The 14449-nt window shown below is 56.5% G+C and carries 12 protein-coding genes; 7 read left to right on the forward strand and 5 right to left on the reverse strand.

Annotated elements, in window-relative coordinates:
- Positions 1-6 precede the first annotated feature (6 nt).
- The 3 genes from leuB to leuD all read left to right on the forward strand — a co-directional run bounded on the left by leuB (position 7) and on the right by leuD (position 3378).
- The gene (leuB, locus tag VFU50_00525) at positions 7-1113 is read left to right on the forward strand and encodes a 3-isopropylmalate dehydrogenase (GenBank protein ID HEU5231312.1); all 1107 of its coding nucleotides are present in this window, start codon (positions 7-9) and stop codon (positions 1111-1113) included.
- Between the two features lie 253 nt (positions 1114-1366).
- The gene (gene leuC / locus VFU50_00530) at positions 1367-2782 is read left to right on the forward strand and encodes a 3-isopropylmalate dehydratase large subunit (protein HEU5231313.1); all 1416 of its coding nucleotides are present in this window, start codon (positions 1367-1369) and stop codon (positions 2780-2782) included.
- On the forward strand, positions 2779-3378 hold the full coding sequence (gene leuD, locus VFU50_00535) for a 3-isopropylmalate dehydratase small subunit (protein HEU5231314.1): 600 nt from the start codon (positions 2779-2781) through the stop codon (positions 3376-3378). Before leuC ends, leuD begins: the two co-directional genes overlap by 4 nt.
- A gap of 16 nt (positions 3379-3394) precedes the next feature.
- On the opposite strand, the gene VFU50_00540 is transcribed toward leuD, so the two are convergent.
- Positions 3395-4330 (reverse strand): YihY/virulence factor BrkB family protein, encoded by a 936-nt coding sequence (locus VFU50_00540; GenBank protein HEU5231315.1) that lies wholly within the window; start codon positions 4328-4330, stop codon positions 3395-3397.
- A 349-nt stretch (positions 4331-4679) separates the two neighbouring features.
- Between VFU50_00540 and VFU50_00545 the strand changes: the two genes are divergently transcribed.
- The 3 genes from VFU50_00545 (at position 4680) to VFU50_00555 (ending at position 9098) form a co-directional block, all read left to right on the forward strand.
- Complete coding sequence (locus tag VFU50_00545; GenBank protein HEU5231316.1) at positions 4680-5897, forward strand: S41 family peptidase; 1218 nt, start codon at positions 4680-4682, stop codon at positions 5895-5897.
- 141 nt (positions 5898-6038) lie between these two features.
- On the forward strand, positions 6039-8291 hold the full coding sequence (locus VFU50_00550) for a PBP1A family penicillin-binding protein (GenBank protein ID HEU5231317.1): 2253 nt from the start codon (positions 6039-6041) through the stop codon (positions 8289-8291).
- A 42-nt stretch (positions 8292-8333) separates the two neighbouring features.
- A complete protein-coding gene (locus VFU50_00555; protein HEU5231318.1) occupies positions 8334-9098 on the forward strand; it encodes a PASTA domain-containing protein in 765 nt (254 codons plus the stop codon).
- Positions 9099-9114: 16 nt separating this feature from the next.
- Here the strand turns inward: VFU50_00555 and fmt are convergent, their stop codons facing one another.
- The 3 genes from fmt to VFU50_00570 all read right to left on the reverse strand — a co-directional run bounded on the left by fmt (position 9115) and on the right by VFU50_00570 (position 12124).
- Complete coding sequence (fmt, locus tag VFU50_00560; GenBank protein ID HEU5231319.1) at positions 9115-10044, reverse strand: methionyl-tRNA formyltransferase; 930 nt, start codon at positions 10042-10044, stop codon at positions 9115-9117.
- A 150-nt stretch (positions 10045-10194) separates the two neighbouring features.
- Complete coding sequence (locus VFU50_00565; protein ID HEU5231320.1) at positions 10195-10575, reverse strand: hypothetical protein; 381 nt, start codon at positions 10573-10575, stop codon at positions 10195-10197.
- A 202-nt stretch (positions 10576-10777) separates the two neighbouring features.
- Positions 10778-12124, reverse strand: a complete 1347-nt coding sequence (locus tag VFU50_00570) for a sugar porter family MFS transporter (GenBank protein HEU5231321.1) — start codon at positions 12122-12124, stop codon at positions 10778-10780.
- A 396-nt stretch (positions 12125-12520) separates the two neighbouring features.
- On the opposite strand from VFU50_00570, the gene pgeF reads away from it, so the two are divergent.
- On the forward strand, positions 12521-13420 hold the full coding sequence (gene pgeF, locus VFU50_00575; GenBank protein ID HEU5231322.1) for a peptidoglycan editing factor PgeF: 900 nt from the start codon (positions 12521-12523) through the stop codon (positions 13418-13420).
- A 61-nt stretch (positions 13421-13481) separates the two neighbouring features.
- Here pgeF and VFU50_00580 read toward each other — a convergent pair whose 3' ends face one another.
- Positions 13482-13823: an HU family DNA-binding protein gene (locus VFU50_00580; protein HEU5231323.1), complete on the reverse strand. Its 342-nt coding sequence runs from the start codon at positions 13821-13823 to the stop codon at positions 13482-13484.
- Between the last annotated feature and the right edge of the window lie 626 nt (positions 13824-14449).

Below are 14449 nucleotides of genomic sequence, written 5' to 3' on the forward strand. Positions count from 1 at the left end.
GGACGAATGAGATTGAAAGTCGCAGTTTTGCCGGGAGATGGAATCGGTCCTGAAGTTATGCAGGTAGCCGTCAAGCTGCTGCGTACGTTGGCAGATATCGGCGGCTTTGAACTCCAGACCCAGGAGTATCCGATTGGCGGTGCCGCGATCGACGCAACCGGCTTTCCACTTCCCAAAACGACACTCGATGAATGTCTCGACAGCGACGCCGTGCTACTCGGCGCTGTAGGCGGTTCGAAGTGGGACAAGCTTCCACAGGACCGTCGTCCCGAGGCAGGATTGCTGCAGTTGCGCATCGGGCTTGGCGGCTTTGCCAATCTACGTCCGGCCATTGCGTATAACGCTTTGACCGAGTGCTCTCCTCTTCGCCCAACGATTGTTGCCGGAGCGAACGTACTGTTTGTCCGCGAACTTCTCGGCGGCCTCTATTTTGGTGAGCCGCGCGGTTGTGATGCATCTGGTGCGCGCTCGGCATGGAATACCATGCGCTACAGCGAGGCGGAGATCGAACGTGTCGCACGTGTTTCTTTCGAGCTGGCAAAGCAACGCTGCTTCAAATTGACATCGGTGGATAAGGCCAACGTATTGGAAACGTCCCAGCTTTGGCGGAGCGTGGTCACTCGCGTTGCGGAGGCGTATCCGGAAGTCTCACTTGAACACGTGTATGTCGATGCATTTGCAATGCATCTGGTCTCGAATCCGCGGCGATTTGATGTAGTGCTTACAGAAAATTTGTTCGGCGACATTCTTTCAGACGAAGCCGCCGCCATTACGGGCTCGCTTGGGATGCTCCCCTCGGCCAGTGTTGGCGGGGCGGTGAATCTGTATGAGCCAGTACATGGTTCCGCTCCCGACATTGCTGGAAAGAACATTGCGAATCCGCTTGGCGCAATTGCGTCGGTCGCGATGATGCTGCGTCATACCTTTGCTATGCACCGCGAGGCAGAGGAGGTCGAACTGGCGATTCGTTCCGTTCTGGAACAGGGATATCGCACGTCAGACATTCATCGTGCGCCAACTGAGCAGCAGGTCTCGACGACCGAAATGGGAAGCCTGGTGGAAGAGGCGCTTGCAGGGGCGGTGATTCGGCGTCAGGCGTATCACGCGGTATAGGGTGCAAGAGCGACCTTTCGAGGGGCAGGAAGCCTTTTAAACTGTCATCCCTCGCGCCGCCGCGTCTTGTGCGGAAGCCAGGAAAACCTGCTTTGCGGCGGGGGGGGGATCTGCTGTTTCCACTGCATGGGCGCACAGCAGGTCCCCCAGGGCCGCAAAGCTGAATTTCTCAGAGCCCTTTGAGCTTCGCTGCGGCCTGAGGGATGACAGTGTCCAGAGAAACGCAACGGTGGTTATTCACTAGTCGACAACAATGCCCAAAACTTTATTTGAAAAACTTTGGGAGCGGCACGTCGTTCGGCAGAACGATGACGGACGCGCTCTGCTCTACATTGACCTGCATCTCGTGCACGAAGTCACCTCGCCGCAGGCTTTTGAAGGACTGCGATTGAATGGACTCCGTTTGCGCCGCCCGGAACTGACAGTGGCCACAGTCGATCACAACGTTCCCACGACAGCGAACCGAGCTGTCATCGCCGATCCGATCGCTGCGCAGCAGATCGAAACGCTGCGGCGCAATTGCCGCGATTTCGGCGTTCGTTTCTTCGATATCGACGCGGCAGAGCAGGGGATTGTTCACGTGATCGGCCCGGAATTGGGACTCACGCAGCCGGGCATGACGATCGTCTGCGGCGATAGCCATACCAGCACTCACGGCGCATTCGGGGCGCTGGCTTTCGGAATTGGGACCTCTGAAGTCGAGCACGTCATGGCTACGCAGTGTCTTTGGCAGAAGAAGCCAAAGACGATGCAGATCGTTGTTGACGGCGAGTTGCCGCTGGGTGCGACTGCGAAAGACATCGTTCTCGGCATCATCGGACGCATCGGCTCGGACGGCGCGACTGGGTACGTGATCGAATACCGTGGCTCCGCGATCCGCGCGCTCTCGATGGAAGGCCGCATGACGATCTGCAACATGAGCATTGAGGCTGGTGCGCGCGCCGGCATGATCGCTCCCGACGAGACCACTTTCAACTACGTGCGTGGACGCCGATTCGCTCCAAAGAACTTCGACAGGGCCGTCGAGCATTGGCAAACGTTGCGCACAGATGAGGGCGCGCCGTTTGATCGAACGGTCACTATCGACGCCGCGACACTGGAGCCTTACGTGACGTGGGGGACCAATCCGGGAATGGTCGCTCCCATCACAGGACGCGTTCCCGACCCGAACGCCGCGCAATCGGAAGCTGATCGTGCGGCGACAGCTCGGGCACTCGAATACATGGATCTGAAGCCGGGCACAGCAATGCAGGACATTGCGGTCGATCGCGTTTTTATCGGCTCATGCACGAACGCTCGTATCGAAGACCTCCGCATTGCAGCCGAATATGCGCGCGGATATCGTGTGCATCCCCGCGTGCAAGCCATGGTCGTTCCGGGGTCGCAACAGGTAAAGCGCGCCGCCGAAGCGGAAGGGCTCGACCGCATCTTCCGCGCTGCCGGCTTCGACTGGCGAGAGTCCGGCTGCTCGATGTGCCTTGGCATGAATCCGGACATCCTCAAGCCGGGCGAACGCTGTGCTTCCACCAGCAATCGAAACTTCGAAGGACGCCAGGGACGCGGAGGCCGCACCCATCTCGTCAGTCCACAGATGGCTGCGGCAGCGGCGATCACCGGACACTTTACTGACGTCCGCAAGTGGCAGTTCAAGGAGGCGCAGTCGGCATGAAACCATTTCGGGAACACACCGGAGTCGTAGCTCCACTCGACCGCAGCAACGTCGATACCGATCAAATCATCCCTAAGCAATTCCTGAAACGGATCGAGCGGACAGGCTACGGCGAGTTTCTCTTTTACGACTGGCGCTACACGCCTGAAGGCAAACCTCAGCCCGACTTTCTCCTGAACAAGCCCGAGTATTCAGGCGCGTCGATTCTGGTTGCGGAGAAGAACTTCGGTTGCGGTTCTTCACGCGAGCATGCTGCATGGGCTCTGCTCGACTACGGTTTTCGGGTGGTGATCGCGCCTACGTTTGCGGATATCTTCCATACCAACGCCGGTAACAACGGCATTCTGCTCGTCAAGTTGTCGGAGGCTCAGGTCGACGACCTGCTGCAGCGCGCAAAGCGCACGCCGGGATACAAACTCCATGTCTCGCTAGTCGACAAAATCGTAAAGGATGACCAGGGGTTCTCAGCCAAGTTCGATATCGACGATTTCCGGCGCACTTGCCTGCTCGAAGGACTCGACGAAATCGGCCTCACCCTCAAACACGACGCCGAAATAGCAGCTTTCGAGCAACTTCGCGCGGAACGAGCCTGGTAATTGCAGGCTATTTGTTTTACGCAGCCTGCAAGTCTTTCTGAAATTCCTGGGCTCGCTGTTTGTCTCGTTCCTCCTGCTTGGCTTTTTCAATCTCGGCGTGCGCGATTGCCGAGTTCACCTCTCCGCCCAGGAGGAGAGCGAATCCGGAGACATAGAGCCAGAGCATCAGAATCGCGACTCCCGCTAGAGAGCCGTAGGTGTTGCTGTAGGAGTTGAAGAAGTGCAGGTACACGCGCACCGCGAATGACGCTGCCAACCAGATGACCAAACCTGCGCCCGCACCTGGCGAGATCCATGTCCAGTGTGGCTCTTCCAGGTTCGGCCCAAAATAGTACACAAGGGCGAAGGCCAGCAGCATGGCTCCGAGCAAGACCGGCCATTGCACGATTTTCCAGAGATACACCAGCGCGACGCCGATTCCTACGTGAGCGGCAACCACGTCTGCCAGCTTGCCGCCATACGTCACGAGCACGATGGCGAAGATAACCAGAGCCGAAGAAGCGATGGTCAGCCCGATCGACGTCAACTTCTGACGGACGTACGAACGTGTTTCTTTTACGTGATAAGCGCGGTTGAGGGTGTCAATGACCGCGCTCATGCCGCTCGATGCCGACCAGAGCGCAGCCAGCGCGCCAATGATTACTTTTCCGCTTCCCCGAGCTTTGATTACTTCATTCAACGTTTTCTGAACCAATTCGCTGGCCGAGGATGGCACCGCGCGGGCGAGATTTGCCATAAGATCGGTACGAATTTGCGTGCCTGCCGCGGCGAAATAGCCGAGGACGGAGATAAGGAAGATCAGCAGCGGAAAGAGGGCGAGAAAGAAGTAGTAGGCCAGCTCTGCTGATTGTCCTGAGAGGTCGTCTTCTGAGACGCTCTTTCCAACCTGCTTACCCAGGCTAAGCGGCGTGAGTCCGCCGAACTTCCATTGTGAAGGTCTGGTCTCTTTCATAATTGTCCTGATTGTGTTCCTAGGGAAAGATGCGGGGCGGTTTGGGGCTGTTGGCGGGAATCGCAAGCTGGCGGGGGAAGAGCGTGAAGGTGGACGGGGTGGACGGGGCGGACTGCGTGGACCAGGTGGACAGAATAGGACGCTGTTAAAGTTGCGAACCTTGTGCCTGGGTAACCTACTTGTAATCAGGCACTTGCGAACGCTCTACGGTTGCGCCTTCTGAGCCTTGCTCAGCTGCTGCTGCTAGCTCCCGTAGCAAAAAAGCAGAAGAGACCTGCTCAAATCCGGGAGCATCCAAAGCTATAATGAACAGTGCGAGCCGCTGAAGTTCGGTTTGCAAGAAGGTTAAATGTCGAAGCAGCTCAAGATTGGTGTTCTTTCCCTGTCGTTTTTCATTGTTCTCGTCGTCGTGCTCGGTGGACTTGGTGTTCATGCCTCCAGCAACGACGGAGCTTACCGCCAGCTGGGCGTTTACAGCGAAGTGCTTTCCCGGATTCGTACTGAGTACGTGGAAGAGCCAAACTTTTCCGCTGTCACCAGCGGTGCTCTGCATGGACTGCTCGAGTCGCTCGACGCGGATTCCAGTTATCTGAATGCTGACGAGTACAAGTTCTATAAGACGCACCAGAATGAAGGACGCGCGAACATCGGCGCGACTATTTCGAAGCGTTTCGGCTATGCGGACGTTGTTTCGGTAATTCCCGGTGGCCCGGCGGACAAGGCAGGGGTGCAGCCAGGAGACATCATCGAGGCTATCGAAGGCAAGAGCACGCACGAGATGTCCCTAGCGACCATCGAGGAAGAGGTTTCGGGCAAGCAGGGATCGAACATCAACTTCGCTATTGTGCGTCCGGGTAAGGCTGAGCCGCAGAAGATTACGGTCACGCGCGACAACGTCGTGATTCCGGTTACGACCGACAAAACGGTGGAAGACGGAATTGCGGATATCACGCCAGTAACGCTAACCAAGGGCAAGGCGCAGGAGATCGCGGCGAAGATTCGCGACGAGCAGAAGAAGGGCGCGAAGAAGCTCATCCTCGATCTGCGCAATGTTTCCGACGGTGATGTGAACGAGGCCGTGGCGGTTGCGAATCTGTTCCTCAATCACGGCGTGATCACTTATCTGCAAGGACAAAAATATCCCAAGCAGACCTTCACCGCTGATCCACAGAAGGCAGTTACGAACCTGCCGCTTGTGGTTCTCGTGAACCGCGGGACCGCGGGTCCGGGAGAGATCGTTGCCGGCGCAATTCTTGATAACAACCGCGGCGATGTAGTCGGGGACAAGACCTTCGGCAGCGGTTCGGTGCAGAAGGTGATCGACATTCCAGATGGCTCAGCACTGATCCTCTCTGTCGCCAAGTACTACACGCCGAGCGGGAAGGTGATCGAGGATCCGGATCCGCAGCATGCGGGCATCACTCCAAACGTTCTGGTTGCGAGCAGCCTCGACGATCTTTCGATCGACGATGAAGACGTTACGCCAGCGGCACAGGAGAAGCCGAAGCAGCCTAAGGATGATGATCAGCTTCGCAAAGCCGTCGAGTTGCTGAAGACGCGCAGCTAAGCAAAACATTCGAGTTCTACAACCATCGTGCGCCGGAGACCTTCCGGCGCATTTCTTTTCTGGCCCATTTTTGTACTGCGTTTCCTCGCTATCCGGCGATAATAAGCAGAACAGCTCAGCAACTTTGAATCAGCGTAGCGGATGAAGATTGAAATCAATCTCGCGACCAGCCGGGAATCTGCCCTTACAACGGTGGTTAAGTCTGGCGGGGTCGGATTCCTGTTCATGGCCGTGATTGCGGCGATGGTGGGGACTTTTGCTGGATTGTTTCTCGTCTACACCACCGATCTTCCTCAAATCGATCAACTCGAGCGTTATCATCCGAGTGCCACAACGGTACTCTACGACGACAAGGGCCGCGAGATTGGCTCATTTGCGCTGCAGCGGCGCGTGATCGTCACGTATAACGACATTCCCAAAGTTCTGCGCGAGGCCGTGATTTCGATCGAAGACAAAGACTTCGAGCGCCACTGGGGCGTGGACCTCTGGCGAGTGCTCGGCGCAGCCTACCGCGACTTCCGCTCCGGCGGGCGCGTGCAGGGAGCGTCGACGCTCACTATGCAGCTCTCGCGCAATCTTTTTCTCTCCGCCGACAAGAACCTCGGCCGCAAGATTCAAGAAGCCATGTTGGCGGTCCAAATCGAGCGCCGCTTCACAAAGCAGCAGATCTTTACCATGTACGCCAACCAGATATTCCTGGGACATGGCGTGTATGGATTCGAGGCCGGCGCGGAGTTCTATTTCGGGAAGCATGCGAAAGATCTGACGCTGGACGAAGCGGCGCTGCTCGCCGGCATTCCCAAAGGGCCGAACATCTATTCTCCGCTGCGCAATCCGGAGCGTGCGCTCCACCGGCGGAACATCGTAATTAACTCGCTGCTGGAAGATGGCAAGATCACCGCCGCCGAGGCTGCGAAAGCAAAGGCTGCTCCCGTTCGTCTGCACATCCAGAATGCTCCGGGTACGATCGCGCCGAATTTTGTCGAAGAAGTCCGGCGGTATCTCGAAGCAAAATACGGTACAGAAGAGGTGCACGAGGGCGGATTGCGCGTGTACACATCGCTCGACCTCGATTATCAGAAGGCCGCAAATCGCGCCGTGCTGGACGGACTCGCCGCATACGAACATCGCCACGGCTGGAAGACTGGGCATGGCAGCGTTTTCGATTTGGGACAAACAGTCTCGAACTATACAAACCCAGATTGGGACCAGCCGATAGAGGCCGGTAGCTATGTCCATGGAGTGGTGGTTGCAAAAGCTCCTGGATTCTTTTTGGTGAAGCTCGGCCATTATCTCGGTCGATTGACGGCACAGGACCTTGCGTGGACGAAAACCAAAGATCCCGCCAGACTTTTCAAGCCCGGCGACATCGTCTATGTGCGCGCGCTCGAAACTCCGCCGGCAAAGCCCGAATTGGGATCGCCTCCATTGCGGCTCGCGCTCGAAGAGGAATCGGGAATCGAGGGCGCGCTGATTGCCATCGACAATTCGACCGGCGATGTAAAAGCGCTGGTTGGCGGCAGGGATTTTGACGAGTCGAAGTTTGATCGTGCAACCCAGGCTTTACGTCAGGTTGGGTCTTCGTTTAAGCCGTACGTCTACACGGCAGCGATCGACCGCGGGGCCAAGCCCGATGACACGATTCTTGACGCGCCCGCCAGCTTCTCGGCTGCTTCCGGACCGTGGTCTCCTCACAACTACGACAACAGATTCGAAGGCGAAATCACGCTGCGTCATGCACTGGCAGAATCGCGCAATATTCCTGCAGTGAAACTCGCAGCGCAGGTCGGAATGCCCGAGGTGATCTCGTATGTTCGCCGCTTTGGTATCAGTTCCAGAATAGAACCGTACCTGCCTGTTGCCCTTGGAGCGGCGGAAGTCACACTGGAAGAGCAGGTTTCGGCTTACACCACATTTCCCAACGACGGCGTCCGCGCAATGCCGCGCTTCATTCGCAAGGTCGTCGATTACGAGGGCCACACGCTAGAGGAGAACTATCCAGAGGTAAAAGACGTGATCAGCGTGGATACGGCTCGCACCATGACCAGCATGCTGCAAACCGTGATGCGGCATGGAACGGCAGCTGCTGCCGGCGCAAGGTTGAAACACCCGCTCGGGGGCAAGACCGGCACCACCAATGACTATACCGACGCCTGGTTCATCGGCTTCTCCCCGTCGATTACATGCGGAGTATGGGTAGGCTTTGATGAAAAGAAATCTCTCGGAGAAGGCGAAACCGGCTCGCTCGCGGCTCTTCCAATCTGGGAAGAGTTCATGCGAACTCCGATTGGAGAACGTCCACAGGAGAGCTTTCCTGGCAAATCATTGCATGTACCGGTTGTGATGAAAGCTCAGACGGCAATAACCAAGGCTGTTCCCACTCTGGCCAGATGAAGAGCTGCTTGATATTCCTTAGCTATTGGTCAATAAGCTGAGATGCTGCGTTTCTTAAAGCTACTCACGCAATCGCTGCTGCTCTTGCTGATTGCGCTGTTCTCCGCCCTAGCAGCTATGCGGCTTGCGATTCACGGCAGGGAAGTGCGCGTCCCCGATCTGCGGAATATGTCGATGGTGCGAGCAGAGGCAGCCGCCAATAGCAGTGGGCTCATCGTTTCAGTCGAAGACAGGTTTTACAGCCCGTCTGTGGGCGAAGGGGAAGTGATCTCGCAATTTCCCGCACCGGGAAGTCGAGTGCGGCGAGGATGGCGAATTCGCGTGGCCGAGAGCCTCGGACCGCAGCGCGTAACGATTCCCGATCTGAAAGGCCAAACTGAGCTGGCGGCAACGTTGAACCTGCATCAACGCGGTCTTGAACTGGGAACGATCTCGCCCGTTGCGTCCACGACAGCTCCACCCGGCGAAATTATCGCGCAATCACCTCCACCGGATGCCACGGAAGTCGCAGAGCCGAAAGTGAACGTGCTAATCGCCGAACCGCCGGCAAAACCCTCGTTCGTAATGCCCGACTTCGTCGGACGGGATTTATCCCTCGCCAAACAGAAGATCGCGAACGCCGGATTGGCGCCGGCGCAGGTCTCAGTGATTCCTGCAGTTCCGGCCACCGCAGACGAAGTCCCGGCTGTAAGCATGCCGACGGCTCCAGTGAGAGTTCCCAACTCAGGAAAGATCGTGAGTCAGAGTCCCGCTCCAGGCGCTCGTGTGACCGCAGACACTCAGATTCGCCTACGGATCGGCAGATAGCGCAAGGATTTGCGCATCACGATCCGAGCTTTTCTCTTTCCTGCGGTCGATAACCGCGGACAAAATCGCCGACCGACATCTTGCGCTTTCCTTCCGGCTGTACTTCGAGCAGCTCAAGCGCACTCTCGCGGCAACCGATCAGCATTCGATCGCCTTCGGCTAACATTTCGCCGGGAGAAAGATTTTGCAATTCCCGAATTGGTTTTGCCGCAGCAATCGTGAGCTTCTTGCCGCGAAGGCTGGTGAAGCATCCTGGCCAAGGCTGGAAGCCGCGCAGCCGGTTGTAAATCACCTCGGCGGAAACCGTGAAGTCTGCTTTTCCATCTTCTTTCTTCAAAATCGGAGCCAGAGACGCCTGGCTGTGATCTTGCGGGCGTGGAGTAAGCGTGCGTTTCTCGAGGCCGAGTAGTGTTTCTCTCATCAAGTCAGCGCCGATCTCAGCGAGGCGCCGTCCGTAGGTAATTGCCGTATCCTCAGGCTCGATCGGAAGTTCGCGCTGTAGGAGGATGTCGCCGGTATCAAGACCCTCGTTCAACAGCATGGTCGTCGCGCCGCTTACGCGTTCGCCATTCGCGATGGCCCACTGAATCGGCGCTGCGCCGCGATATTTCGGCAACAGCGATCCGTGCAGATTGATGTTTCCGTATTTGGGCAGCGCCAACATCCAAGGTGGAATAATTCGCCCATAGCCCACGACAATAATTGCATCGGCTGCAATGCTCTCCAGCAATGCGCGAAAGTCAGCGTTGTTCTTGATTTTGTCGGGCTGCCCCATTGGGAGTCCGTGCTTTTCAGCTGTTTGCTTCACCGGAGAAGGCGCGAGCTCGAGTCCTCGTCCTTGCGGCCGATCAGGCTGAGTAACCACCAGAGCGATCTGGTGGTTCTCGATCAAAGCTTCCAGAGTGGGAACCGCAAATTGCGGCGTGCCGCAGAAGACGAGCTTCATGGGTTCTAAGCTACTAGCTGCTAGCTCCTAGCCGCTAGCTTTGTGTGGTGCGGGAAACGGGTTCGCTCATTTCCTAGTAGTTGAGAAGACACCACAGCCGGGATGTGAAGAAACAAGCTAGCAGCTAGTAGCTCCCGGCTAGTAGCTTCGTCACGCTTCCACCCGCGGCATCATCGGGATCAGGCGAGTGTTTTTGAACTCAGACAGAACGGCATTCAGATGGTCTAGGGTTTCGTCCAGAGAGAGCGTGTACATTTCCCGCCCATTGTCGTAGCCGGTTTCAATCGCGTTCTTGAGATAGTGGCCGGCGATCTGGATCGCGAGTGGATCGGTAATCGCTTTGCCGGTTTGCTCTTTGTACTTGACCCAGGCGAGATGCGGGAGGGAAATCCACACCGAGCGGCCGCCAGCGAGGAACTTGATGTCGATCGCGTCGGCGTGGCGGGTGGCAATGGCAACGATTACCGCCTGATACATGCAATGAATCGGCTCGCCTGACCAGCGATCGATAGCTGTGAAATCGTCGTACATGGCAGAAGAAAAAATATAACACGCGGCTTTGGTGGACTCTGGTCTCCCGGCTGAAACATAGCCATTCTCCGAACGTGGAGCCGGGCGCCCCCGCCCGGGTGTCTCCTGGCGTGTAGAGAATGTCTAGTTGGATCGACGAGTCGGGCCAACTACCAAACACCCGGGCGAGGGCGCCCGGCTCCACGTTGGCTACGTTTACAGCTCAAGGATGTGCGATTCCCTTCGAACTTTCCATTCGCTTCTGCATGTCTTCCAGCGTGATGCCTTTCGTCTCCGGATAGATCAACAGCACCACGAAGAACTGCACGATCATCATGAAGCAGAAGAACATGAACGGATATGCTCCGGAATGCGCAGCCATGTGGGGGAAGATGCCGGAGATGAGCGCGTTCATCACCCAATGGGTGAAGCTGCCCAGGCTCTGTCCTTTGGCGCGTACCAGATTGGGAAAAACTTCTCCGAGATAGACCCAGATCACCGCCCCTTGCGAGGCTGCAAAGAAGGCAATGTAGCCGATGAGCAGCCAAACCAGCAGGTTTTCGTGCTTATGAGCTGCGAAGATCGCCGAGACGCCCGCCAGGCAGAGAGCCGTGCCCACGGCTCCAATCAGCAGCAATTTCTTGCGGCCGACTTTGTCGATTACGGACATCGCAATTACGGTGAATACGAGATTGGTTGCGCCGATGGCGACCGCCTGAAGATCACCGGACACTTTCCCGAAACCCGCGCGCGCAAAGATGTCGTTCAGGTAATAAAGAATCGCGTTGATGCCGGAGAGCTGATTGAAGGCTGCAATCGAAATCGCCAAGAAAATCGGCAGCGCGTATCGCCGCCGAAACAGCGCTTCTTTGCCCAGTTGTTTTGCTTCGGCAATGGAATCGACGATCTCACGCAGCCGGTGCTCGTAATTTTCTTCGCCGATGGTTTGCAACGATTTTCTGGCTTCATCGACGCGTCCGACATCAGCCAGCCACCTAGGACTACGAGGGATGCCGAACAACATCACGAAAAAGAGGAATGCAGGAATGGCAGAGACGCCGAGCTCCCATCGCCATTCCGTCGATCCAAAGCTCGCCAATCCGATCAGATAATTTGAAAGATAAGCCAGCAGGATTCCCAGAACGATATTGAACTGAAAGAACCCTACCAGACGTCCGCGCCAAGCGGCAGGCGAGATCTCCGCGATGTACATCGGGCCGAGGACCGAGGATCCGCCAATTCCCAACCCGCCGATGAATCGGAAGGCGACCAGCGAGGACCAGTTCCACGCAAAGGCGCAGCCCAGCGCCGAGATGAAATAGAGCACGGCCATTACACGGAGGCTGTCGCGACGTCCGTAGCGATCGCCGGGAAAGGCCGCAAGCGCAGCGCCGATCAAAGTGCCAACGAGCGCCGCGGCGACAGTTACGCCAAGTGAGTCCGGGGAGAGGTGATATTGCTCAGTAAGTCCGCGCGTCGTGCCGGAAATGACAGCGGTATCGAATCCGAAGAGCAGACCGCCGAGTGCGGATACTACAGTGCTTTTAAGTAGAGATGAGTTCAGTGTCATCGTGGAGAGTCGAGCGCCAATCGTACCCGGCTATTATGACGGCGGCAAGGCGGCAGATTTGTGTTCAATCCTCTAGCGTGCCGAAAACATCCCTGATCTGAATTCCAGATTGTAAGAATCGAGCGTGAGCCTTGTTTGCTGCGCGATTTCGTTCCAGTTCGCGAATTGCAAAATCGAGAGCGCGGTCGATAGTCTCACAAACCGTTTTAGCCCATAGCAGCCGCCTTGCCTGCCTGATCTTATCTGGATCAATTCGAAGATCTTTGAGTGTCTTTGGGGATGTGGATCTCTTCACGCGATTCCCTCTTGCACCAAGAGAGAGGAAGCAATACAGAATCCTCTCACGGACTTCGATTCACACTTCTCAGAAAAATCGGTCAACAATTAGACTAGCGGGTGCCTTCCTCCGCCCGCACGAAGCGTAATATTGCTGCCAGCCAGCTAGAAATTCTCCGAGCTGCCAATCTGAGTGCTCTTGAGGGCATTTGTCACGGGTTCAGCACACGCCTTGGCGGTGTTTCCGACGCCTACGGTGGCGCTCAGCTTAATCTTGGCTTTACGGCATCAGATAAGCGTGAGTCCGTGGAGCGTAATCGCCGCGCTTTCCTCCAAGCCGTAACCGGTCGCGAGCGCTCCTTTCCTCCGCTCGTCACGTTGCGGCAAATTCATTCCGGGTTGGTCCGCATTCTCAAGAGCAAAGATTCGATTCCCAAATCGGCCCTCAGGGGCGATGGCATCATCAGCAGCCATAGTGACGTGCTCCTTGCAATCCAGGTGGCCGATTGCGTGCCGGTTTTGGTGGCCGACGCGCAGCGTAGAGCGGTTGGAGCTTTTCATGCGGGCTGGCGCGGCACGGTGAAGCGGATTGTCGAGCGCGGAGTCGGGAGCATGAGAGCGGTGTTTGGATGCGATCCCGAGAATCTTTACGCCGCGATTGGGCCGTGCATTCACGCTTGCTGCTATGCGGTCGGGGACGAAGTCATCGACGAATTCACATCGCAGTTTGCTTATTCGAAGGAGTTGTTTTCCGAGGTTTATGATCGCGATCCAATCAAAGAGAAGTATCCTCTCTTATTCCTCACCGCGAGAGCTCCCGGACACAGCAATATCGGGCCGCAGATTCATCTGGATTTAGTCGAGGCAAACCGGCGTCAGCTTGTCGATGCTGGTGTTCCCGCAGGTCACATCTGGGCGGCGGAGGAGTGTACGTCCTGCCGTACGGATCTGCTGTTCTCACATCGTGCCGAGGCTGGCTACACGGGACGGATGATGGGCGTGATTGGCGTCCTCAGCTAAAAGCAAGAGCGAACACGAAGGTCACGGAGGGTACAGAGAGGTCACAGAGTGCTGTGCGGGATTATCCGGAAATTGGGCCGGTTCCTGCAGAAGGGGCGGCTGCCGATCCGGCGCTGGCTGTTCCAGCCGGAGCGTTGACCAAATCTTTTAACTCCTTGCTGGGCTTGAAGAAAGGAATCTTCTTTGCCGGCACATCGACGCGGTCGCCAGTCTTAGGATTGCGCCCTATGCGCGAGTTGCGCTGGCGGGTGCGAAAGCTGCCGAATCCCCGAATCTCGATCTTGTCGCCCGCGCGCAGGGAATGGACGATGCTGTCGAAGATGGTTTCAACGATCACTTCGCTGTCGCGGCGAGTGACGTCGGTTATACGGGCAACTTCTTCGATCAGATCAGCCTTCGTCATAAGTTGTACATTCCACCTGAGATGCGGCAATCCGTCAAGTGCTAAGACTGGGCTCAGAAGTTTTCTTTATAGCGGTAATTCGTTGCACCTCTAGCAGCAGCGACCGTCTTATTCGCGAGCGATTCGGATTGCCGAGGTTGCAGTAAGGGTTCGCCTACGCAGCCGTACCGTAGCTTCGGGAGTCCAAGTGTTTACTTACCGCCAAATCCGTCTCTTTGCTTTCGCTTTGTATAAAAAACAGCGATATATACAGTGATTTTTCCGTTCCGACGAACTAATACCACGAATTCTGCCCAAAATCCGCGAGTTTCGACTGAGCGCAGGGATTTAACAGCGATTCGCACTATTTGCATCGTAAGCCAAGGAATCTAACGGATTTAGTGTGCCATGCGGCGGCAACCGCAAAAAGATCAGGGATTTAGCAGCGATTCTTTCGTCCCATAATGAAACTCGCTCAGATCGGTCTATCCGTGCTCGACGGAGTAAATTAGTGGTAACGCCGGCCGTGTGCTTGCATGCTGAGATTAGCGGCAATTGATCAATGGTTGAGATTAAGATTGAACGAGGTGGAAGAGCCGCTTAAACAATGAGCGGCTTTGATCTTTTCTGGTCCGATTGAGCTGGAA

It is taken from the genome of Terriglobales bacterium (assembly GCA_035764005.1).
GTDB lineage: Bacteria > Acidobacteriota > Terriglobia > Terriglobales > Acidobacteriaceae > Gp1-AA112.

Bases quoted from the DNA above. Each gene is read 5' to 3' on its own strand.
- VFU50_00550 (HEU5231317.1), top strand. From the start codon at position 6,039: ATGAAGATTGAAATCAATCTCGCGACCAGCCGGGAATCTGCCCTTACA.
- VFU50_00545 (HEU5231316.1), top strand. From the start codon at position 4,680: ATGTCGAAGCAGCTCAAGATTGGTGTTCTTTCCCTGTCGTTTTTCATT.
- VFU50_00565 (HEU5231320.1), bottom strand. From the start codon at position 10,575: ATGTACGACGATTTCACAGCTATCGATCGCTGGTCAGGCGAGCCGATT.
- VFU50_00570 (HEU5231321.1), bottom strand. From the start codon at position 12,124: ATGACACTGAACTCATCTCTACTTAAAAGCACTGTAGTATCCGCACTC.
- leuD (HEU5231314.1), top strand. From the start codon at position 2,779: ATGAAACCATTTCGGGAACACACCGGAGTCGTAGCTCCACTCGACCGC.
- VFU50_00540 (HEU5231315.1), bottom strand. From the start codon at position 4,330: ATGAAAGAGACCAGACCTTCACAATGGAAGTTCGGCGGACTCACGCCG.
- leuC (HEU5231313.1), top strand. From the start codon at position 1,367: ATGCCCAAAACTTTATTTGAAAAACTTTGGGAGCGGCACGTCGTTCGG.
- VFU50_00580 (HEU5231323.1), bottom strand. From the start codon at position 13,823: ATGACGAAGGCTGATCTGATCGAAGAAGTTGCCCGTATAACCGACGTC.
- fmt (HEU5231319.1), bottom strand. From the start codon at position 10,044: ATGAAGCTCGTCTTCTGCGGCACGCCGCAATTTGCGGTTCCCACTCTG.
- VFU50_00555 (HEU5231318.1), top strand. From the start codon at position 8,334: ATGCTGCGTTTCTTAAAGCTACTCACGCAATCGCTGCTGCTCTTGCTG.
- leuB (HEU5231312.1), top strand. From the start codon at position 7: ATGAGATTGAAAGTCGCAGTTTTGCCGGGAGATGGAATCGGTCCTGAA.